Origin of the sequence: Pseudomonas sp. HAR-UPW-AIA-41, assembly GCF_002304225.1 — a bacterium.
Taxonomy (GTDB): Bacteria; Pseudomonadota; Gammaproteobacteria; order Pseudomonadales; family Pseudomonadaceae; genus Aquipseudomonas.
Genome location: NZ_NSLB01000004.1, coordinates 350840 through 372478 on the forward strand (window position 1 = coordinate 350840; position 21639 = coordinate 372478).

At 64.6% G+C, this 21639-nt stretch carries 16 protein-coding genes and 1 pseudogene; 13 read left to right on the forward strand and 4 right to left on the reverse strand.

Annotated features, from left to right (window positions below; translation table 11 throughout):
- Positions 1 to 44: 44 nt before the first annotated feature.
- On the forward strand, positions 45 to 1589 hold the full coding sequence (locus CK486_RS10890; protein ID WP_095940315.1) for a sensor domain-containing diguanylate cyclase: 1545 nt from the start codon (positions 45 to 47) through the stop codon (positions 1587 to 1589).
- 3 nt (positions 1590 to 1592) lie between these two features.
- Here CK486_RS10890 and speA read toward each other — a convergent pair whose 3' ends face one another.
- Together speA and CK486_RS10900 are read right to left on the reverse strand one after the other, a co-directional pair.
- Complete coding sequence (gene speA / locus CK486_RS10895) at positions 1593 to 3503, reverse strand: arginine decarboxylase (protein WP_095940316.1); 1911 nt, start codon at positions 3501 to 3503, stop codon at positions 1593 to 1595.
- A gap of 111 nt (positions 3504 to 3614) precedes the next feature.
- Positions 3615 to 3986, reverse strand: coding sequence for a translation initiation factor Sui1 (locus CK486_RS10900; protein WP_095940317.1), 372 nt, complete (start codon positions 3984 to 3986; stop codon positions 3615 to 3617).
- Between the two features lie 345 nt (positions 3987 to 4331).
- Between CK486_RS10900 and CK486_RS10905 the strand changes: the two genes are divergently transcribed.
- The 6 genes from CK486_RS10905 to CK486_RS10930 all read left to right on the forward strand — a co-directional run bounded on the left by CK486_RS10905 (position 4332) and on the right by CK486_RS10930 (position 11908).
- The gene (locus CK486_RS10905; protein ID WP_256574405.1) at positions 4332 to 6719 is read left to right on the forward strand and encodes a PAS domain S-box protein; all 2388 of its coding nucleotides are present in this window, start codon (positions 4332 to 4334) and stop codon (positions 6717 to 6719) included.
- A complete protein-coding gene (locus CK486_RS10910; RefSeq protein WP_095940318.1) occupies positions 6716 to 7345 on the forward strand; it encodes a response regulator transcription factor in 630 nt (209 codons plus the stop codon). Before CK486_RS10905 ends, CK486_RS10910 begins: the two co-directional genes overlap by 4 nt.
- 136 nt (positions 7346 to 7481) lie before the next feature.
- Positions 7482 to 8591, forward strand: a complete 1110-nt coding sequence (locus CK486_RS10915; protein ID WP_095940319.1) for an ABC transporter ATP-binding protein — start codon at positions 7482 to 7484, stop codon at positions 8589 to 8591.
- A gap of 62 nt (positions 8592 to 8653) precedes the next feature.
- The gene (locus CK486_RS10920; protein WP_095940320.1) at positions 8654 to 9697 is read left to right on the forward strand and encodes a polyamine ABC transporter substrate-binding protein; all 1044 of its coding nucleotides are present in this window, start codon (positions 8654 to 8656) and stop codon (positions 9695 to 9697) included.
- A 119-nt stretch (positions 9698 to 9816) separates the two neighbouring features.
- Positions 9817 to 11064 (forward strand): ABC transporter permease, encoded by a 1248-nt coding sequence (locus CK486_RS10925; RefSeq protein ID WP_095940321.1) that lies wholly within the window; start codon positions 9817 to 9819, stop codon positions 11062 to 11064.
- Positions 11065 to 11080: 16 nt separating this feature from the next.
- Positions 11081 to 11908 carry an ABC transporter permease gene (locus tag CK486_RS10930; protein ID WP_095940322.1) on the forward strand — a complete coding sequence of 276 codons (828 nt, stop codon included), beginning with the start codon at positions 11081 to 11083 and terminating at the stop codon, positions 11906 to 11908.
- Between the two features lie 718 nt (positions 11909 to 12626).
- Here the strand turns inward: CK486_RS10930 and CK486_RS10935 are convergent.
- Positions 12627 to 14009, reverse strand: a complete 1383-nt coding sequence (locus CK486_RS10935) for a DEAD/DEAH box helicase (protein WP_095940323.1) — start codon at positions 14007 to 14009, stop codon at positions 12627 to 12629.
- Between the two features lie 36 nt (positions 14010 to 14045).
- Complete coding sequence (gene yedA, locus CK486_RS10940; protein ID WP_095940324.1) at positions 14046 to 14939, reverse strand: drug/metabolite exporter YedA; 894 nt, start codon at positions 14937 to 14939, stop codon at positions 14046 to 14048.
- Positions 14940 to 15171: 232 nt separating this feature from the next.
- On the opposite strand from yedA, the pseudogene CK486_RS10945 reads away from it, so the two are divergent.
- The 6 genes and pseudogenes from CK486_RS10945 to CK486_RS10970 all read left to right on the forward strand — a co-directional run bounded on the left by CK486_RS10945 (position 15172) and on the right by CK486_RS10970 (position 21635).
- Positions 15172 to 16004: pseudogene (locus tag CK486_RS10945) on the forward strand (LuxR C-terminal-related transcriptional regulator).
- A gap of 84 nt (positions 16005 to 16088) precedes the next feature.
- Positions 16089 to 17192: an ABC transporter ATP-binding protein gene (locus CK486_RS10950; RefSeq protein WP_095940325.1), complete on the forward strand. Its 1104-nt coding sequence runs from the start codon at positions 16089 to 16091 to the stop codon at positions 17190 to 17192.
- A gap of 29 nt (positions 17193 to 17221) precedes the next feature.
- Positions 17222 to 18367, forward strand: coding sequence for a PotD/PotF family extracellular solute-binding protein (locus CK486_RS10955; RefSeq protein WP_095940326.1), 1146 nt, complete (start codon positions 17222 to 17224; stop codon positions 18365 to 18367).
- Between the two features lie 58 nt (positions 18368 to 18425).
- Entirely contained in the window at positions 18426 to 19343 is a 918-nt protein-coding gene (locus CK486_RS10960) for an ABC transporter permease (protein ID WP_095940327.1), read from the forward strand.
- Entirely contained in the window at positions 19343 to 20170 is an 828-nt protein-coding gene (locus tag CK486_RS10965) for an ABC transporter permease (RefSeq protein ID WP_095940328.1), read from the forward strand. Before CK486_RS10960 ends, CK486_RS10965 begins: the two co-directional genes overlap by 1 nt.
- Complete coding sequence (locus CK486_RS10970) at positions 20163 to 21635, forward strand: aldehyde dehydrogenase family protein (protein WP_095940329.1); 1473 nt, start codon at positions 20163 to 20165, stop codon at positions 21633 to 21635. The genes CK486_RS10965 and CK486_RS10970 overlap by 8 nt, the downstream gene beginning before the upstream one ends.
- Positions 21636 to 21639 lie beyond the last annotated feature (4 nt).

Consider the following 21639-nt stretch of genomic DNA (forward strand, 5'->3'; position numbering starts at 1 on the left):
CCATACTGCTTGGAAATCATGCTGTCTTTGCCTGCGGATTCGCCATGCTCGTGACTAGCCGCACCCGCCTGATCCTGATGCTGCCGGCGCTCATGCTCGCCCTCGGCCTGGGCGCCTATCGCTACCACGCGAACCTCAATGGCCTGCGTGCAGACATCGAGCAGACCTTTCAAGCTCGTCATGAACTGACCCAGAACTACCTGACCCTGCTCAGTGCCCAGGTCGATGCCATGCAGCAACTGCTGCTGCAACGCTACCGCGACAATCCCCCAGTATTGCCGGCGCTGCGCGCCCTGCGCCCGCTGGCTGGTGGCCAGCGCTGGGCACTCTCCGGCCGTGAAGATGAACAGGGAGCCAGTGAACTGAGCGGCAGCGTTACAGGTCTCGGCCCCCTACCACTCAATAACAACACACACCGAGAGTTAAACGCCGCCCTCGGCCTGGACGCTCTGTTCGCTCCGATCCTGAAACACAATCCGCAAATCAGCTGGGTGTACTACACCTCAGCCAGCGATTTCATGTATCTGGCGCCAAAACCATCGCTCGACGAGTTTCACTTCGAGAGAGCCTTTCTGCTTAAGCCGTTCTGGCAAGACGCCCTCGCCGAACACAACCCACAACGCCGGCAGATCATCTCCAGTCTCTACGAGGATGCCGGCGGAAAAGACTTGATGATCACCCTCTCAGCACCGATCTATGAACAGAACAGGATGCTCGGCGTGGTGTCCCTGGACCTGGGCATCGAGCTGCTCCGGCGCCTGACCAGCAGCGGCGTCACCCACGGCGAAACCCTGCTGGTCGATGAACACGGCAAGATTGTGGTTCGCCAGGGAGCATTCAGTCTTCATGAGCAATACGCCCTGCCTCCCAGCGCACAAGCCAGCTGGGACAGTTCTGCAGGAGTACATTGGCTGGGCAAGCCGATGCTCGGCGGTCAGCTGTGGCTGCTGCATCACATCAGTGAAAGCCAGCTGTACTGGCTAGCCGCCCGACAAAGCAGCGCCACCTGGCTGCTGATAGGTCTGGCACTGCTGCTTTATGGCGTGGCCTGGCGTCTTTTCTTTGCTCTGCGCCGCGTTACACGTCTGATGCAAACCGACCCACTGACCAACACCCTCAACCGTCGAGGCTTTTACGACAAAGCAGCCAGCATTCTGGCTCTAAACGCTCGCCAGCAGGGCCATGTAGCTCTGCTACTGATGGACATTGACCACTTCAAAGTGGTCAACGACACCTTCGGCCATGCCGTTGGCGATCAGGTGCTGCGCCAGGCCGCCCAATACATGCTGAAGTCGGCCCGCCCGTTCGACCTTATCTGCCGTTGGGGCGGCGAGGAGTTTGTGGTTCTGATGCTCCTGGACGACGCCAGCTCTGCCGCCAACGTGGCCGAACGTATGCGCCAAGAGGCCCAGCGGGCAAGGTTTGCCGAACGCCAGCAGGTAACCCTCAGCGGAGGTCTGGTGCTGCTAAAAACAGACGAAAGCCTGGATCAGGCAATCCGTCGCGCCGACCAGTTGCTCTATCAGGCCAAAGAAAACGGACGCAATCGCATCGAGCATCAACTACCGGCCGCCGAGGCGGCCGGGTAGGGACTACTCGGCGAGATAGGAGGAGCGGGTCAGTCCCAGTCGCAGGGCATCAATGAACTGCGTACGCTCAGCCGCCGACAGGTGAGCACGGGCCACCTTGTCGCGGTACAGCGGCATCAGCTCCGCTGCTTCCAGGTGCACGTAGCGCAGCATGTCCTCGATGGTGTCATGGGTTTCGATACCGCCATGTTCCACACGGCCATCGGCATGCTGATAAACGTTCACCGAATCGGTGTCGCCGAACAGGTTGTGCATGTCGCCGAGGATTTCCTGGTAGGCGCCGACCAGGAACACACCCAGCAGGTAGTCCTCGCCCTCGCGCACCTCGTGCACCGGCAGGCTGGTCTCGATGCTCTGCTGGTCAACATACTGCTTGATCTTGCCGTCGGAGTCGCAGGTCAGGTCCTGCAGCACAGCTCGGCGCTGCGGCTCCTCCTCCAGGCGCTGCAGCGGCAGGATCGGCAGGATCTGGCCGATAGCCCAGGTGTCCGGCAGGCTCTGGAACACCGAGAAGTTGCAGATGTACTTGTCGGCCAGCTTGTCGTTCAACTCATCCAGAACCTGACGGTGCGAGCGCTGGCTGGCGCGCAGCTGCTCGTGCAGCTTGCGGCAAAGGGCGAAGTAGCACTGCTCGGCCAGGGCTTTCTGCGCGAGGTCCAGCTTGCCGGCCGAGTACTGCGCGGCGGCTTCCTCGATGAAGTGGGTGGCGCGCCAGTAGATCTCGGCGACCATCTCCGGGTCGGTATCGCCCAGCAGTTCGATCAGGTGCTGCAGAACCTCGGGTTGCTCGGTGGCCGAGTCGATCTTCGGCGCCTGGTCGTTGTGCCGCTCCACATCGGTCACCTGCATCACCAGCACCGCGTGGTGCGCGGTCATGGCCCGGCCGCTCTCGGAGAAGATGTGCGGGTGCGGCAGGGACTGGCGGTCGCAGAACTCCTTGAGCATGTCGACCACGGTGGAGGCGTAATCCTCCATGTCGTAGTTGATCGAGCTGGCGTTGCGCGAATGGGTGCCGTCGTAGTCCACGCCCAGGCCGCCACCGACATCGACGTGATCGACCGGCAGGCCCAGCGCGCGCAGCTCGCCGTAGTAGCGGATGGCCTCGCGGAAACCCTTGCGGTAGTCGGCGATGTTGGCGATCTGCGAGCCCATGTGAAAATGCAGCAAGCGGATGCCCTGCTCCAGCCCGGCGTCCTTGAAGCGCTGCACCACGGCGAGGATCTGCGCGGCAGAGAGGCCAAACTTGGACTTCTCGCCACCGGTATCGGCCCACTTGCTGGAAGCCAGCGAGGACAGACGCACACGCAGACCGACCTGCGGTAGCACCTTGAGTGCGGCCGCCTCCTCGATCACCAGACGTACCTCGGACTCCTTCTCGATCACGATGAATACGTTGTGACCGAGCTTCTGCCCCATCAGCGCCAGGCGGATGAACTCGCGGTCCTTGTAGCCGTTGCAGACGATGGTGCCGCCGCGCGGGGCCAGCGCCAGCACGGCCATCAGCTCTGGCTTGGAGCCAGCCTCCAGACCGATGGAAACGTTCTGCGTGGCGATGATGTTCTCCACCACCGCCTCCTGCTGATTGACCTTGATCGGATACAGCGCGGTGTAACGATTCTGATAACCCAGCCGTTCGATACTCGCGTCGAAGGCGCCGGTAAGCTGACGCACACGGTCCTGCAGAATATCCGGGAAACGCAGCAGCAATGGCAGCGACAGACCACTCTGACGCAGCTCACCAACCAGCTCGGCGAGATCAATGGCGCCCTTAGCCGCGCGATTGGGCTTGACCTCCACATGCCCGGCTTCGTTGATAGCGAAATAGCCGGCACCCCAATGGCGAATGCCATACACACTGCGGCTATCGGCAACGGTCCACTGGCTGCCATCGTTTTTGCGGGTGCGACGGGACATGGCGTGCTCCTTGTCGGGCGGGCTGCCCACGGCAGCCCTCAGAATGAAAAGTAAAGATGACAGGCGTCACCGCGTCGGCTTCAGCCTTCACGGAAACGCACGAAAACAGATTCAGCCGCCGGACTTCTTGGCTTTAAAGCCGCGCTTGGCGAGTTCTTCGAGCAGCAGGTCGACCATGTCGCCCTGGATCTCGATGACCCCGTCCTTGAGCCCGCCGCCACAGCCGCAGCGCTTCTTCAGCGCGCTGGCCAGCTCCTTCAGCTCGGTTTCGGGCAGGGGCACGCCGGTGATGGTGGTGACGGTCTTGCCGCCGCGGCCTTTGGTTTCGCGGCGCACGCGGGCGATGCCATCGCCCTGGGGAATGACAGTCTGTTTGCAGATGCAGGCATCCACCGGCTGGTTGCAGTCCGGGCAATGCCGGCCGCCATCGGTGGAATAGACGAGGCCGCCCAATGCGGCAAATGACGCAGCTTTCTTGACCACCGGGCTGTCCTCTTGGGTTGGTCAGGATAGCGACTGACTGAGGCAATCCTCAGCCGCGAAGCCCCACTCTGGCAGGGGCAGCGCTGCCGGCACGCCAAGCGGGCCGGGACCGTTGCGGGCAACGGGCGGGGCGCAGTGTAACGGCATGCCGGGCGCTTGCTAAGAGCGTTTTTGCGTCATTGTGCTGCTAGATTCGCGACCTGTGCAAAATCGCCAACGCCGCGTACGGCAAGGCTTTACAGGCTGTCGACCGGTGCCGGCCGAGCCCAGCGGGACCATGGTCGCATCGCCCGCCAGCAGCACCTCGGATATGCTCAGAACCATTGCGACTACAAGGTCACCCCCGTGCTGCTGCGCCTAGTCACCCTTTTGCTCTGCCTGCTGGCGCTTCCGGCATGGGCCGACGCGCCCGCGCCGCTGACGCTGACAACGGCCCAGCGCCTCTGGCTGGAAGCCCACGGACCGCTGCGCGTTGGCATCGTCTTGCAATCACCCTACGCCCAGTTCGACCGCCGGCAGCAGCGCCTGTCCGGCGCCAACGTGGAGCTGATGGAGTGGCTGGGCCAGGCTCTGGGCGTCAGCTGGCAGTGGCAGCACTATGCCAGCCAGGACGAACTACAGGCCGCGCTCAAGGCCGGCGCCATCGACCTGGCCCCCGGCCTGCTGCAGACGCCGGCCGGCCTGCGCCTGTGGCAGTACTCCGACCCGTACCTGCGCGTACCGCATCTGGTGGTCGGCGAGCGCCGCCAGGCCGGCACCGTGGAGCTGGATGCGCTGGAGGCCGGCAGCCCGGTTAGCGTGGCCAGCGGCAGCCCGGTGCTGGCCTACCTGCGCAGCAATTTCAGCAACCTCGACCTGCGGCCCAGCGCGGATGAACAAGCCGCCTTGCAGCAGGTCATCAACCAGACCAGCGAGTTTGCGGTGGCCGATGAGGCTCAGCTCAGCCGGCTGTCGCGCCTGCAGGAATTCAGCGAACTGGCGGTGGTCGGCGATATCGGCTTTCCCCTGCTCCTGCGCGTGGCCAGCCGCCGCGACCAGCCGGAGCTGGCCGAGCTGATCGACACGGCGCTGCGCAGCCTGCCGCCCCGTCAGCTCAACCAGCTGCACGACCGCTGGCTGCGGATTCAGTATCCGCGCCTGAGCGAGTCGCCGGGCCTGTGGCAGAACATCAGCCTGGTGTTGCTGGCGCTGCTGCTGGCCTGTGCAGCGATCCTCACCTGGCTGCTGCGCCAGCGCAGCGCGCTGGAAAAACGCCTGCTCGATGCCCGCCTGCAACTCAGCCAGCAGCAGGCGGCGGAAGAGGCCCTCAGGCGCGCCCAGTTCGCCATCGACCAGAGCACCGTGGGCATTCTCTGGGTCAACTGGGACAGCCGCGTGCGCTATGCCAACGCGGCCGCCGAACAGATGCTCGGCTATCCGGCCGGCGCGGTGGTCGACCGGCCGCTGGCCGACTTCGAGCCCGGCCTGCACATGGACCGCTGGCTCGGCCTGTGGCGCCGGGCACGCCAGCCGGAGGAAGGCGCGCTGAGCTTCGAAACCCAGTGCGTGCGCGCCGACGGCAGCCTGCTGCCGGTGGATGTGTCGATCAGTTTCCTGCGCTTCGGCGAGAGCGAATACCTGCTGGTATTCCTCAGCGACGTCACCGAACGGCGCCGAGCCCATGCCGCACTGGAGGAGAGCGAAGCACGCCTGAAGGGCATCGCCGGCAACGTGCCCGGTCTGGTCTTCCGTCTGGAACGGGCGGCGCCGGGCGCCCCGGTGCTGTTCGCCTACATGAGCGAAGCCAGTCAGGGTCTGCTGGGCTATTCCGCCGAATTCCTCTCCCATGCCGACCGCGGCATCCGCAGCCTGGCCCACCCGGACGACCAGGCCGACTACCGCGCCATTCAGGATGCCGCGCTGGCCGCCGACCGCGACTGGCAGTGGCAGGGCCGCCTGCTGACCCAAAGCGGCGAACAGCGCTGGGTCGACATCAAGGCCACCGCCCGGCGCTTCGAGGACGGCCGCGTGGTGTGGGACGGCATCGTCTGGGACATCAGCGCCAACAAGGCCATCGAGCTGGCCCTGGGCGAATCCCGCGCCCAGCTGCGCGAGCTGTCGGCGCATCTGGAGAGCGTGCGCGAGGAAGAAAAGGCACGCATCGCCCGCGAGGTCCACGACGAGCTGGGCCAGGTGCTCACCGTACTGAAACTGGAAACCTCGATGTGCGAACTGGCCTACGCCCACCTCGACCCCGGCCTGCAGGCACGCCTGGACAGCATGAAGAAACTTATCGCCAGTCTGTTCCAGCTGGTACGCGACGTGGCCACCGCCCTGCGCCCGCCGATCCTCGATGCCGGCATCGCCTCGGCCATCGAATGGCAGGCGCGGCGCTTCGAGGCGCGCAGCCAGATCCCCTGTCTGGTGGAAGTGCCCGAGCAGTTGCCGGCCCTGTCGGACGCCAAGGCCATCGGCCTGTTCCGCGTGCTGCAGGAAGCGCTGACCAATATTCTGCGCCACGCTCAGGCCCACAGCGTGGAGATCAGCCTGCGCGTGCAGGGCCAGCAGCTGTGTCTGCGCGTCAGCGATGACGGCCGCGGTTTCGACCCGGCTGCGGTGCACGGCTCCTTTGGTCTGGTCGGCATGCGCGAGCGCGTGCTGATGCTCGGCGGCACGCTAAGCCTCGACAGCCACCCCGGTGCAGGCACTACCCTGTGTGTCTATGTGGCCCTGGATGAGGAGACAGAAGAGTGATTCGAGTGCTGGTGGCCGAAGACCACACAATTGTCCGCGAGGGCATCAAGCAACTGATCGGCATGGCCAGAGACATGCTGGTGGTGGGTGAAGCCGGTAACGGCGAACAGCTGATGGACGTGCTGCGCCAAACGCCCTGCGACGTGGTGCTGCTGGATATTTCCATGCCCGGCGTGAATGGCCTGGAAGCCATCCCGCGTATCCGCGCCCTGCTTCAGCCACCGGCGATGCTGATGCTGTCGATGCACGACGAGGCGCAGATGGCCGCCCGCGCGCTGAAGGTCGGCGCCGCCGGCTACGCCACCAAGGACAGCGACCCGGCACTGCTGCTCACCGCCATCCGCAAGGTCGCCAGCGGCGGCCGCTACATCGACCCGGAGCTGGCCGACCGCATGGTCTTCGAGGTCGGTCTGACCGATTCGCGGCCGCCCCACGCCCTGCTCTCCGAGCGCGAGTTTTCCGTGTTCGAGCGTCTGGTGCAGGGCGAGGGCGTCAACGAGATCGCCCAGCATCTGGCCATCAGCAGCAAGACCGTGAGCACGCACAAGGCACGCCTGATGGAAAAGATGGGCGCTCACTCGGTGGCCGAACTGGTCAAGTACGCCATGGAACACAAGCTGGTCTGACCGACATCTTGTAGGGCAATCCCTACAAAAAATCGGCCTGCCGCCCTACCGCAAGTTGTCCGCACGCCCGATGTGTTGAACGCCCCCGCGCACCTAATCTTTGCTCATCGGCAAGACAAAAACAAAAGGTGCGGTGATGAGCGATTCTCAGGCAAACGACATCCTGGTCAGTTTCCGCGGCGTGCAGAAGAGCTACGACGGCGAAGCGCTGATCGTCAAAGATCTCAACCTGGATATCCGCAAGGGCGAGTTCCTCACCCTGCTCGGCCCGTCCGGCTCCGGCAAGACCACCAGCCTGATGATGCTGGCCGGTTTTGAAACCCCCACCGCCGGGGAAATCCTCCTCGACGGCAAGGCCATCAACAACGTGCCGCCGCACAAGCGCAACATCGGCATGGTGTTCCAGAACTACGCGCTGTTCCCGCACATGACGGTGGCCGAGAACATGGCCTTCCCGCTCACCGTGCGCGGCATGAACAAGACCGACATCGCCGAGCGGGTCAAGCGCTCGCTGGCCATGGTCCAGCTGGACAAGTTCCGCCACCGCTACCCCGGCCAGCTTTCCGGGGGTCAGCAGCAGCGCGTGGCCCTGGCCCGCGCCCTGGTGTTCGAACCGCAGCTGGTACTGATGGACGAACCGCTCGGCGCGCTGGACAAGCAGCTGCGCGAACACATGCAGATGGAGATCAAGCACATCCACGAGCGCCTCGGCGTCACCGTGGTCTATGTGACCCACGACCAGGGCGAAGCCCTGACCATGTCCGACCGCGTGGCCGTGTTCCATCAGGGCGAGATCCAGCAGATCGCCCCGCCGCGTGACCTCTACGAGGCACCGAGCAACACCTTCGTTGCCCACTTCATCGGCGAGAACAACCGCCTGCCGGGCACCCTGGTCAGCCGCGACGGTGAGCGCTGCAGCGTCAAGCTGGCCCGCGGCGAAAACGTCCAGGCCCTGGCGGTCAAGGTCGGCGCCAGCGGCGAGCCGGTCAGCCTGTCGATCCGCCCCGAGCGTGTGCGCCTGAATGCCGCCAGCGAGCACTGCGCCAACCGCTTCAGCGGCCGGGTCGCCGAGTTCATCTACCTGGGCGACCACGTGCGCATCCGCATGGAGGTCTGCGGCAACCCGAACTTCTTCGTCAAACAGCCCATCGCCGAACTCGACCCCGCCCTGAGCGTGGGCGATGTCGTGCCGCTGGGCTGGCATGTCGAGCACGTCCGCGCCCTCGATCCGCTGCTGGCGGAATGAGGTAGTCCCGCTACGCGTTACAACAGCCAAACCCCATACCCTGCACCGTGGAGACAACAACAATGAGCACCGCAACCCGCAGTACCTTTAGTCTCGCCGGCCTGGCCCTGGGCCTCGCCGCTGCATCCTCGGCCATGGCCGCCGACCTCACCGTGATTTCCTTCGGCGGCGCCAACAAGGATGCCCAGACCAAGGGGTTCTACCAGCCGTGGGAAGCCACCGGTAAAGGCAAGATCATCGCCGGTGAGTACAACGGCGAAATGGCCAAGGTCAAAGCCATGGTCGACACCAACAGCGTGTCCTGGCACCTGGTCGAAGTGGAGTCGCCGGAACTGGCCCGTGGTTGCGATGAAGGCATGTTCGAGGAGATCGACCCGGCCATCCTCGGCAATCCCAAGGACTACGTGGAAGGCACCATCCAGCCGTGCGGCATCGGTTTCTTCGTGTACTCCACGGTCATGGCCTACAACGCCGACAAGCTGAAAACCGCCCCGCAGGGCTGGAGTGATTTCTGGGACGTGAACAAGTTCCCGGGCAAGCGCGGCCTGCGCAAGGGCGCCAAGTACACTCTGGAATTCGCCCTGATGGCCGACGGCGTGGCGCCGAAAGACGTCTACGGCGTACTCGCCACCAAGGAAGGCCAGGACCGCGCATTCAAGAAACTCGACGAGATCAAACCGCACATCCAGTGGTGGGAAGCCGGTGCCCAGCCGCCGCAGTTCCTCGCCTCCGGTGACGTGGTCATGAGCTCGGCCTACAACGGCCGCATCGCCGCGGTGCAGAAGGAAAGCAACCTGCAGATCGTGTGGAACGGCGGCATCTACGACTTCGACTCCTGGGCCATTCCGAAGGGTGCCAAGGATGCCGATCTGGCCAAGGAGTTCATCGCCTTCACCCTGCAACCGCAGCAGCAGAAGGTCTACTCGTCCAACATCGCCTACGGCCCGGCCAACAAGAAAGCCGTGATGCTGCTGGACCCGGCGCTGGGCAAGGACATGCCGACCACCAAGGAAAACATTGCCAACCAGGTGGCCATGGACGTGACCTTCTGGGCCGACTACGGCGAGCAGCTGGAACAGCGCTTCAACGCCTGGGCGGCCAAGTAAGTTTCAACAGTGGTGCCCTCTCCTGACGGAGAGGTTTGCGAGAGGGGCGCCCCGAGCCCCTCTCATCCCTCGCCTGTCTTGGGCGAGGGTGTTTTATCCCGGTGTCTCTGGAGCCCGCGATGGCCACTACCGTTTCCCTCACTGAATTCGCCGGACTGACGCTGAAGCAGAAGCTGGCGCGTGCCGAACGCATCAACCGGCTCAAGGCCCAGGGCCTGATCCTGCCGCTGCTGCTGTTCCTCTTTGTCGTCTTCGTCCTGCCGATCGCCCTGCTGCTGTACAAGAGCGTGGAAAACCCGGAAGTGGTACGCAGCCTGCCGCGCACCGTGGAAGCCATCGCCAGCTGGGACGGCCGCGGCCTGCCCGCCGAGCCGGTGTACAAGGCGCTGGCCGTGGATCTGGCCGAAGCGCGCAAGCAGCAGACCATCGGCGACCTGTCCAAGCGCATGAATATGGAACTGGCCGGCTACCGCAGCCTGATGGCCAAGACCGGACGCGCCCTGCCGTTCAAGCAGGAACCGGCTTCCTACAAGGATGCCCTGGAGAACCTCGACGAGCGCTGGGGTGACCCCGCCTACTGGCAGGTGATCCGCCGCAACAGCAGCGCCTTCACCAGCTACTACCTGCTGGCGGCACTCGACCACCGCATCGACGATCTCGGCGAGCTGGCGGCCGCCACCCCGGATCAGTCGATCTACCTGGATATCTTCGCCCGCACCTTCTGGATGGGGCTGGTGATCACCCTGCTCTGCCTGGTGCTGGCCTACCCGCTGGCCTACCTGCTGGCCAACCTGCCGACCCGCACCAGCAACCTGCTGATGATTCTGGTGCTGCTGCCGTTCTGGACCTCGATTCTGGTGCGGGTGGCGGCGTGGATCGTGCTGCTGCAGTCCGGCGGCCTGATCAACAGCACGCTGATGGCGCTGGGCATCATCGACCAGCCGCTGCAGCTGGTGTTCAACCGCACCGGTGTGTACATCTCCATGGTGCACATCATGCTGCCGTTCATGATCCTGCCGATCTACAGCGTGATGAAGGGCATATCGCCGACTTACATGCGCGCCGCCATCTCGCTCGGCTGCCACCCGTTCGCCAGTTTCTGGCGCGTGTACTTCCCGCAGACCGTGGCCGGTGTCGGCGCCGGCTGCCTGCTGGTGTTCATCCTGTCGATCGGCTACTACATCACCCCGGCCCTGCTGGGCAGCCCGAACGATCAGATGATCAGCTACTTCGTCGCCTTCTACACCAACAGCACCATCAACTGGGGCATGGCCACCGCCCTCGGCGGCCTGCTGCTGCTCGCCACCATGCTGCTGTACGTGGTGTACAGCTGGCTGGTCGGCGCCAGCCGTCTGCGTCTGGGTTGATCAGGAGAACATCGACATGCTCAGTCCGTACAAATCCCCGATCGAGAAACTCTGGTTCTGGACCCACCGCAGCCTGTGTGCCCTGGTCCTGCTGTTCCTGGTCCTGCCGATCCTGGTGATCGTGCCGCTGTCGTTTAACTCCGGCAGCTTTCTGGTCTACCCGCTGCAGGGCCTGTCCATGCGCTGGTACGCCGATTTCTTCACCTCTGCCGAGTGGATGCGCTCGCTCACCAACAGCATGATCGTCGCCCCGGCAGCGACCCTGCTGGCCATGGTTTTCGGCACCCTGGCGGCCATCGGCCTGACCCGCGGCGAGTTCCGCGGCAAGGCGCTGGTGATGAGTCTGCTGATCTCGCCAATGGTCGCCCCGGTGGTCATTGTCGGTGTCGCCAGCTACCTGTTCTTCGCCCCGCTGGGGCTGGGCAACAGCTACATCTCGCTGATCCTGGTGCACGCCGTGCTGGGCGTGCCCTTCGTGATCATCACCGTGTCGGCCACCCTGCAGGGTTTCAACTACAACCTGGTGCGCGCCGCCGCCAGCATGGGTGCCTCGCCACTGCTGGCGTTCCGCAAGGTGACCCTGCCGCTGATCGCCCCCGGGGTGATTTCCGGCGCGCTGTTCGCCTTTGCCACCTCGTTCGATGAAGTGGTGGTGACCCTTTTCCTCGCCGGCCCCGAGCAGGCCACCCTGCCGCGGCAGATGTTCAGCGGCATCCGCGAAAACCTGTCGCCGACCATTGCGGCAGCGGCGACGCTGCTAATCGGTTTTTCCATCGTCATGCTGCTGACGCTGGAGTGGCTGCGCGGGCGCAGCGAGAAGCTGCGGACTCAGCAGCCGGGCTGAATACCGGAGCTGTATACAAAACGGGCGCCTTGGGGCGCCCGTTTTGTTTCAATGACACAACAAAACAACCAATACGTTCAGCCTATTGCCGAAGTGGTCGGACAGCATGGGTTTCGCCCACCCGGGCGACCTTCTTTTGCCAGTCGCGGCAAAAGAAGGCAAAACGCTTGCCCCTCCATACGGCCCCGGCTGCGCCGGGGTTCGCTCCCTCCATCATTGCTCCGAGGGTCGGCGTACAAGGCCCATCCATGGACCTTTACGCCTTTCGCGGCCATCCGGGCCGCTCATCCCTCTGCGCAACGATTCCGTTCGCCCTTCTGGCAAGGGGCGTTTGGCGCGCTTGTAACCTCGCGGCGAAGACATGGCTTTGAACTGCCTGATTCGGACTCTCAGGCAGCACTAGGTGCCCCTTTCGTCCGGCTGAGAGCAGTCGTTGTGTAGAGGGGTAAGCCGCAGGGAGCGGCGCAAGCGGCGATGGGCCAGGGATGGCCCTTCGCCGAGGCCCCTCGGAGCAATGACGGAACGAAGGCACCCGGAGCGCAGCGCAGGGCCGGATGACGGGGCTAGACCTTTTGGTTCCTTTTGGGGCCATGCCAAAAGGAACTCGCCCAGCAGGGCGAAACCCATGCTGTCCGGCTACTTCGGCAGTGAGCAGCCTCCCGCTCTGGGTTCCAGCGAACAAAAACTTCTGCCAGAGCAGGCATTTTGCCTAAAAACCTCAGCGCGGCTTTTTCCCCGCCGGTTTGCCACCGAGCTTACTCCCCGCCTTGGCCCCACCACCGCCCAGCTTGGGCACCTGCCGCACCGCCTTGACCTTGGGCTTATCGTCATCGCCCTCGAACCAGCGGCCCAGGTGAATATTGCCCTTGCCACCCGCCGACGCACCGCTGCCGGGAACCAGCTTCTGCTTGGGCTTCTTCGGCTTTTTCAGAATGGCGCCCCCCGGAGCCGTCAGCGGCACTCGGTGATCGGGGATGAAGTCCGGCTCGTCCCGGCGCTGCAGCACCTGACCGATCAGGGTCTCGATGGCGGCAAGCTGATCCACCTCGTCGGCACATACCAGCGAGATCGCCTCACCGGTCGCCCCCGCACGCCCGGTACGGCCGATGCGGTGCACATAGTCCTCGGCCACGATGGGCAGGTCGAAGTTGACCACCTGCGGCAGGTCGTGGATATCCAGACCGCGGGCGGCGACATCGGTGGCCACCAGAATCTGCACCTCACCGGCCTTGAACCGCTCCAGCGCGCGCAGACGGCTGGGTTGCGGCTTGTCGCCGTGAATCGCATCGGCGCTGACGCCCTGCGCCAGCAGCTCCTCGACCAGCGCATCAACCCCCTTGCGCGTCTTGGCGAACACCAGCACCTGCCCCCAGCGCTGCTGCCCCAGCAGGTGCAGGAACAGCTCGGCCTTGCGCTTCTTGTCCGCCGGAATCAGCCACTGCTTGACGCTCTTGGCCGCGGCATTGCGCGGGCTAACCTCGATCGACAGCGGGTTGCGCAGCAGCTCCTTGGCCATGGCGCGGATAGCGTCGGAGAAGGTGGCGGAAAACAACAGGGTCTGGCGCTTTTTCGGCAGGGCGCAGAACAGCTCGTCCAGCTCGCGGGCAAAGCCCAGGTCGAGCATGCGGTCGGCCTCATCCAGCACCAGCGCCTGCAGCTGTTCGAAACGCACGGCGTTCTGCCGGTACAGGTCCAGCAGACGACCGGGCGTGGCCACCAGGATGTCGATGCCCTTGCGCAGTTTCATCATCTGCGGGTTGATGCTCACCCCGCCGTACACCGCGTAGCAGCGCAGCGGCAGGTTCTGCCCATAGGCCAGCAGACTCTGCTGCACCTGCTCGGCCAGCTCGCGGGTCGGCACCAGCACCAGCGCCCGTACCGAGTTGCTCGCTACCTGAGCGCCTTCCATAGTCAGTTTTTGCAGCAGCGGCAAGGCAAAACCGGCGGTCTTGCCGGTGCCGGTCTGCGCCGCGGCGAGCAGGTCACGACCCTTGAGCACCGCCGGAATCGCCTCTTTCTGCACCGGCGTCGGCGTCTGGTAATCAAGGGCGTTGAGGGTGACGAGCAGCGGCTCGATCAGGCCAAGGGCAGCAAAGGACATGGGGCAATACCGGGTCAGGCTCAAAGACCCGCTAGTTTACTCTGCCGCCCGCTTTTGCGCCCGCCACTGCGGCAGACCGATGAGCAACACGGCGGCGAGAATCACCGCCATGGCCAGCCATTCGGCCGCATTGATCTGTTCGCCGGCAAAGACGATACCCAGCAGCACCGCCACCACCGGGTTGACGTAGGCATAGCTGGTGGCCGCCGCCGGGCGCACGGTCTTGAGCAGATAGAGGTAGGCGCTGAAGGCGATCAGCGAGCCGAACACGATCAGGTACAGCAACGCACCCCAGCCGGCCAGACTCGGCGCCTGCTCCAGACGCTCGCCAGTCAGCGCGCTGGCGGCCAGCAGCACCACGCCGCCGCCGAGCATCTGACAGGCCACCAGCATGAAGCCCTGGGGCAGGTCGAGCTGCTTGCTCCACATCGAACCGAACGCCCAGCTGGCTGCGGCCGACAGCAGCAGCGCGGCGCCCAGCGGGCTGGCCTGCAGGTTGTCACCCAGATTGAGCAGGGCAATGCCGAGCAGACCCAGAGCAATCCCGGTCCACTCCAGCGCACGCGGACGCTGCCCCCAGAGCAGGCCAAACAGCAGGGTGAACAGCGGCACCGTGGCAATCGCCAGCGCCGCCACCCCGGAGGCCACGCCCAGATCTTCAGCCACGGTCACCGCGCCGTTACCGATGCTCAGCAGCAACACGCCCAGCACACCGGTGTACAGCCACTGCCGGCGGGTCGGCCAGGGCGCACCGCGCAGCCGCAGCAACGGCAGCAACAGCAGTGCAGGAATGACGAAGCGCAGACCGGCCATCAGCAGCGGCGGCCAGGATTCGACGCCGATGCGGATCACCAGGTAGGTCGAGCCCCAGATCAGATACAGGGCGGCAAAGGCACCCAGAAGCAGCCAGGTCGAAGCACGGGAGGTCATGACGGTTACTCGGCACGGTGGATCAGTCTGCACTGACGTCGTAGGCCTGAACAGGAACAGTCAGGCGCCAAAACTGTTCCGTTATGCCTCCCACTGGGGATATCGGTGACAGTCGTGCACCAGTGCGAGGCAGTCGTTCTACGAGCACTCCCGTGCCAGAGCGCTGTCACCTCTTGGCATGGACCCTGCTTTACCGTTCAGTATCTCGCACACAATGATCGGAGAGCCGCACATGCGCGCCAAGGAACTGAAAGGCTGGACCATGGCCCTGAGCCAACTGTTCGCCATTCCCAACGGCCGCCCCCGCCTGCGCGGACTCTGCCAGTGGCTGGAGTCGCTCTGCCCCGTGGATCACTTCGTGCTGTTCGCCTACGAAGGCGACCACCGCCCCCTGGCGCTGTTCGACACCTTTTCACCTGAGCGGCGCGCCATCTATGTGGACGATTACCAGGCCGGCCCCTATCTGCTCGACCCCATTTACCTGGCCTGCACCCGGGGACAGCGCCCGGTCTCTACCGTCTGCGGCAACTGGCGCCGGACCATTTCTACCTGGGCGAATACTTCCTCAATTACTACCAGCGCACCGGCCTGACCGAAGAAATCGCCTTTTTCATTGCCCTGCCCGACGGCGCTACCGCCGTACTCTCGTTGATGCGCCGACAGAGCAGCCCGGCCTTCAGCCGTGACGAGTTGCAGTGGCTGGATGCCGCCGCCCCGGCGGTGGAGCAGGTGGTGTTCGAAGCCTGGCAACAGCAACGCAGCCGCCAGCCGCGCCCGGCCAGTGACCGGGATCAGCCTCTGCGGGCAGCCTTCGAGGAGTTCGGCGCCGGCGTGCTCACGCCACGCGAGCAGGAAATCGCCCGGCTGCTGTTGCGCGGTCACTCGAGCGCCTCGGTGGCCGAGCAACTGGGCATCAGCCCGGGCACCGTGAAGATCCACCGCAAGAATCTCTACGCCCGCCTGGACATCGGCAGTCAGGCCGAGTTGCTGGGTCTGTTCGTTCAGGAACTGGCCGGACGCGCCGGCACCACAGACCTCCCGGACCTGCAGCAAGCCCGCGCCTGAGGCCTATCCCCGAAGGGATATATACGCCCCGGGAGGGGGGTTGTTAGCGTCGCCTTGTCCCTATACGACTCAGGCGAGGCCCCGGTGAGCGAGATTCTCCACGACATCGAATTCCGTGATGTCAGCAAACACTATGGATCGGTCTGCGCGGTCGACGGCGTCAGCTTCAGCGTGCGCCGGGGCTCCTTTCACAGTTTTCTCGGCGGTTCCGGCTGTGGCAAGACCACCAGCCTGCGGATGATCGCCGGCTTCGAGCAGCCCACCCGTGGCAGCGTGCTGGTGGGCGGCCGGGACATGGCGGGCGTACCGGCCCATCAGCGGCCGGTGAACATGGTGTTCCAGAGCTATGCGCTGTTTCCGCACCTGAGCGTGCTGGACAACGTCGCCTATGGCCTGCGCTACCGTCAGCCACGTCCGGAGCGCGCTCAGGAACGCCGGATGGCCGAGCAGGCGCTGGAGATGGTGCGCCTGTCCGGCTTCGGCCAGCGCAAGCCGCACGAACTTTCCGGCGGCCAGCAACAGCGTGTCGCCCTGGCGCGCGCCCTGGTCAACCAGCCCACTGTGCTGCTGCTCGACGAGCCGCTGTCAGCCCTCGACCGCAAGCTGCGCAAGGAGATGCAGTCCGAGCTGCTGCGCCTGCAGCGCGAGGTTGGCATCACCTTCGTGCTGGTGACCCACGATCAGGAAGAGGCGCTGTCAATGAGCGACAGCATCAGCGTGATGCAGAACGGCCGCATCCTGCAGAACGCCAGCCCGCAGGAACTTTACGAACAGCCGGCCAACCGTTTCATCGCCGATTTCATTGGTGAAGCCAACCTGATCGACGGCCATATCGACCGCCGTGACGGCACGCAGATCGTCCTGCGCACCGAGGCCGGTCTGGAACTGGCCGCGCGCTGCGGCCAGCATGCCGGTGAACTGAACCCAGGCTGCGCCGCCAGCATCGCGGTGCGACCAGAGCAAGTGAGCATCAGCGCCGCAAACTGCCAGGCCGAACGCCCCTTCTGCCTGACCGGCCAGGTTGTTGACCGCATTTTCCTCGGCCACCAGATCGAATACCGCGTACAGACCCAGGCGCTTGGCGTGATCTGCGCCCGCGTTCCGCAGACAGAAGGCGGAGCCTTTGGCCATGGCTGCGCCGTGCGCGTGGCCTGGGACCCAGTACACAGCCTGGCGCTCGGCGCCTGAACCCGACACCCCCGAAGCAGGAGCAGCTCATGGACCGCAAGACCTTCCTCAACCACCTGCGCAGCTGGCAGAACGGTTCCATCACCCGCCGCGACTTTCTCGGCAAAACCGGCCTCGGCCTGGCCAGCGCCGTGCTGGCCTCGCAAGTGCCGGGACTGCTGATGAGCAGCCGCGCCTACGCCGGAGAGAAAGGCGCCATCGGCGACCGCGTGGTCCTGGCCACTTGGCCGAACTACCACAACCCGAACAACTTCACGGCCTTCGCCGACGCCACCGGCGCCCAGGTGCAGATGAACGTGTTCGGATCCAACGAAGAAATGCTGGCCAAGCTGCAGGCCGGCGGCAGTGGCTGGGATGTGTTCGTCCCGACCAACTACACCATCAGCACCTACGTCAAACTCGGTCTGATCGAGCCGCTGGACCTGGCCCGCCTGCCCAACTTCAACCTCGACAGCTACGAGAAGCGCTTCATGGCGCAGGGCATCGTCGACGGCAAACTGTATGCCGTTCCGAAGAACTGGGGCACCACCGGCTTCGTCTACGACAGCGAACAGATCAAGTCCCGTCCGGACAGCTGGAAAGCCTTCTGGGACCTGGCCAAGGGTGAAGCCAGCGGCCGCGTGATGGTCCACGACTATCAGCTCACTGCCATCGGTAACGCGCTCAAGTACTTCGGTTACAGCTTCAATTCGCTGGATCCCAAGGAACTGGCTGACGCCGAAAAACTGCTGCTGGAGGTCAAGCCGCATCTGTTCGCCATCAGCTCCGACTACCAGCCGCCGATGCGCAGCGGCGATGCCTGGATGTCCATGTGCTGGACCGGCGACGGCTCGCAACTGCACCGTGACCTGCCGAATCTGCAGTTCGCGCTGGGCCGAGAAGGCGGCGAACTGTGGAGTGATTTCTTCGCCATTCCCAAGGATGCCGAACACCGCGACGCGGCCTACGCCTTTATCAACTTCCTGCTCGACCCTCAGGTAAACAAGCGCGAGGTGGAAGCCCATGGCTACCCCAGCGGCGACAAGCGCGTCGATGCCCTGCTGCCCAAGAGCGTGCTCGAAGACCCGATCATGTACCCGGCCGCCGAGCTGCTCAGCAGCCTCGAGTTTGGCGCCGCCGCCACCCTCACAAGCCCCGAGCGTGCCGAGCTGATGGCACGCTTCAAAGCCGCCTGAGCCCACGCCGGCGGCGTATGCCGCCGGCCTTCCACCGATGCCGGACAAGGTTCCCCCCATGCAGCTTGCACTCCAAGCCGACGCCCCCTCTGCGCCGCCGCACTGCGCTGCTCGCGCCACGACACCTGTCAGTCTGAGCCGGCGGGTGACCCTGCTCCTCCTCCTGCCCTCAACGCTGTGGTTCTGCCTGCTCCTGCTGATGCCTCTACTGGTGATTCTGGTATTCAGCCTGGGCGAGCGTGGCCACAGTGGTGGCTACAGTGCCGCCCTGACGCTGGCCAACTACGCCAACCTCGGCGCACGCTGGCAGGCCTTCGCCAACACCCTGTGGCTGGCCCCGCTGGGCACCCTCGCCTGCCTGCTCGCCGCCTACCCACTGGCCTATTTCCTGGCGGTGCGCACACAGCGCAACCGCTCGCTGCTGCTGACGCTGGTGATCGTGCCGTTCTGGACCAGCTTTCTGATCCGCACCTACGCCTGGATCTATATCCTTGGCGGCAAGGGCCTGCCCGCGCTGCTGGCCAGCCTCGGGCTGGACAATATCCGCCTGCTCAATACCCCTGGCGCGGTCCTGATCGGCATCGTCTACGGCTACCTGCCACTGATGGTGTTCCCCATCTACGTCAGCCTGGAAAAACTCGACAAGCGCCTGCTGGAGGCATCCTCCGACCTCGGCGCCAGTACCTTCGAGACCCTGAGACGAATCACCCTGCCGCTCTCGGCCCCCGGCATCATCACCGGCTGCATGCTGGTGTTCATCCTGCTCATGGGCGAGTTCCTGATCCCGGCGCTGCTGGGCGGCGGCAAGGTGTTCTTCGTAGGCAATGCACTGGTGGACCTGTTCCTGCAGTCGCAGAACTGGCCGTTCGGCAGTGCCGTGGCCATGACCCTGGTAGCGATGATGCTGGCCATCATCGCGCTCTATCTGCGCTTGGTACGGCGCTACGGTAACGCGTTGAAACAGGGGGTGCTGTGATGTGGCTGCGCGGCTATGCGAGTTTCCTCTATCTGTTTCTGTATGCACCGATTGCTTTGATCATCCTGTTCAGTTTCAACGCCGGGCGCAGTGCGCTGAGCTTTCAGTGCTGCTCGGTGCAGTGGTTCGAGCGCGTGGTGGCGAATCGCTTTCTGCTGGAAGCACTGGGCAACAGTGCGCTGATCGCATTGTGCTCGGCCCTGCTGGCCACCCTGTTCGGCACTATGGCCGTGTTCGGCCTGCAACGGGTCGGGCCGCGCCTGCGCCTGCTGTTCGATGCACTGACCTACTGCGCGATCATCGTCCCGGGCATTGTCATCGGCATTGCTACGCTGATCGCCTTCATCAGTTTGTTCGGTCTGATCAACCCCCTGCTGGCGATGCTGCCCGGCGAGCTGCCCAAGCTGCGCATGGGTTTCTTCAGCGTGGTGGCGGCACACTCGCTGTTCACCATGGCACTGGTGATGGTGATCGTCCGCACCCGCGTCGAAGCCCTCGACACCCGACTGCTGGAGGCCTCCGCCGACCTTTACGCTCCGCCACTGGAGACCTTCCGCCGAGTAGTGCTGCCGCAGATCGCCCCGGCCATCCTCGCGGGCTTTCTGCTGGCGTTCACCTTCAGTTTTGACGATTTCATCGTGGCGTTCTTCGTCGCCGGATCGGAAACCACCTTGCCGATCTACATCTTCTCCTCGATCCGACGGGGCATCACCCCCGAGATCAATGCCATCTCCACGGTGATTCTGGTCGCCTCGATGGCCATGCTGTTCACCGCTCGTGCCCTGGAAAACCGCCGCCTTCCGCAAGGAGATAAGCCCCATGCGTGATCAGCTTTACATCAATGGTCAGTGGGTCAGCCCGGATCTGGGCAATTACCTCGACGTGATCGACCCCAGCAACGGACAGCGTTTCACCCGGGTTGCGGCAGCCACCGAAGAAGATGTCGACCATGCCGTGCGTGCAGCGCGTCGCGCCTTCGACGGCGACTGGGGACACAGCAGCGGCGCCGAGCGCGCCGTGTGGCTGGAGCGGCTGGCTGATGCGCTGGAACAGCGCCAGGATGAGCTGGCCGTGCTGGAGGTACGCGACAACGGCAAGCCGCTGCCCGAAGCGCAGTGGGATGTGGCCGACGCCATCGGCTGTTTCCGCTACTACGCCGGACTGGCGCGAGAACTGGATCCCCGTCAGGACAGCCCGCTGGAACTGCCCGACCCGCGCTTTCGCTGCCGCATCCGTCACGAACCGGTGGGCGTGGCCGGACAGATCATTCCGTGGAACTACCCCCTGCTGATGGCTGCCTGGAAAGTCGCTCCGGCATTGGCGGCCGGCGCCACCTGCGTGCTCAAACCGTCCGAACTGACTCCGCTGAGCGCTCTGGAGCTGGCCGCCTGCGCCGAGCAGATCGGACTACCGCCGGGTGTGCTGAACGTACTCAGCGGACTGGGCAGCGAGGCTGGCGCGCCCCTCGCGCAGCACCCGCAGGTGGACAAACTGGCATTCACCGGCAGTGTACCTACCGGCAGCCGGATCATGTCGGCAGCCGCTCAGGACATCAAGAACGTCAGCCTGGAGCTGGGCGGAAAGTCGCCCTTCATCGTATTCGCCGACAGCGATATCGACGCTGCCGTGGAGTGGATCCTGTTCGGCATATTCTGGAACCAGGGACAGGTGTGCAGCGCCACTTCACGCCTGCTGGTGGAGGACAGTCTGGCCGACACCCTGCTCGAGCGACTGGTCAGCGAAGCCCGCCGCATCACCATCGGCAACGGCCTGCAGCCCGGAGTGTTACTCGGCCCGCTGGTCAGTGCCGGGCAGCATGCCAAGGTATTGGACTTCATCCGCGAGGGCCGCCAGCACGCGCAACTGCTGACCGGCGGCCATCGTCCGCGCGACCTGCCGCAGGGCTACTTTCTGGAGCCGACCATCTTCCTCGACCCACCACTGGACAGCCGCCTGTGGCGCGAGGAAATCTTCGGCCCGGTGCTCTGCGTGCGCCGTTTCAAGCGCGAGGAGGAGGCCGTGCGACTGGCCAACGACAGTCCCTTCGGTCTGGCGGCTGCGGTCATGTCCAAAGATCCGCAGCGGGCTGCCCGCGTGGCCAATCAGCTACGGGCCGGCATTCTCTGGATCAACTGCTCGCAACCGACCTTCACCCAGGCCCCCTGGGGCGGCATGAAGCAAAGTGGTATCGGTCGCGAACTCGGGCGCTGGGGGCTGGAGAACTACCTGGAGGTCAAGCAGGTTACCGAGTACCTGAGCGACGAGCCCTGGGGCTGGTACCTCAAACCCTGAGCCG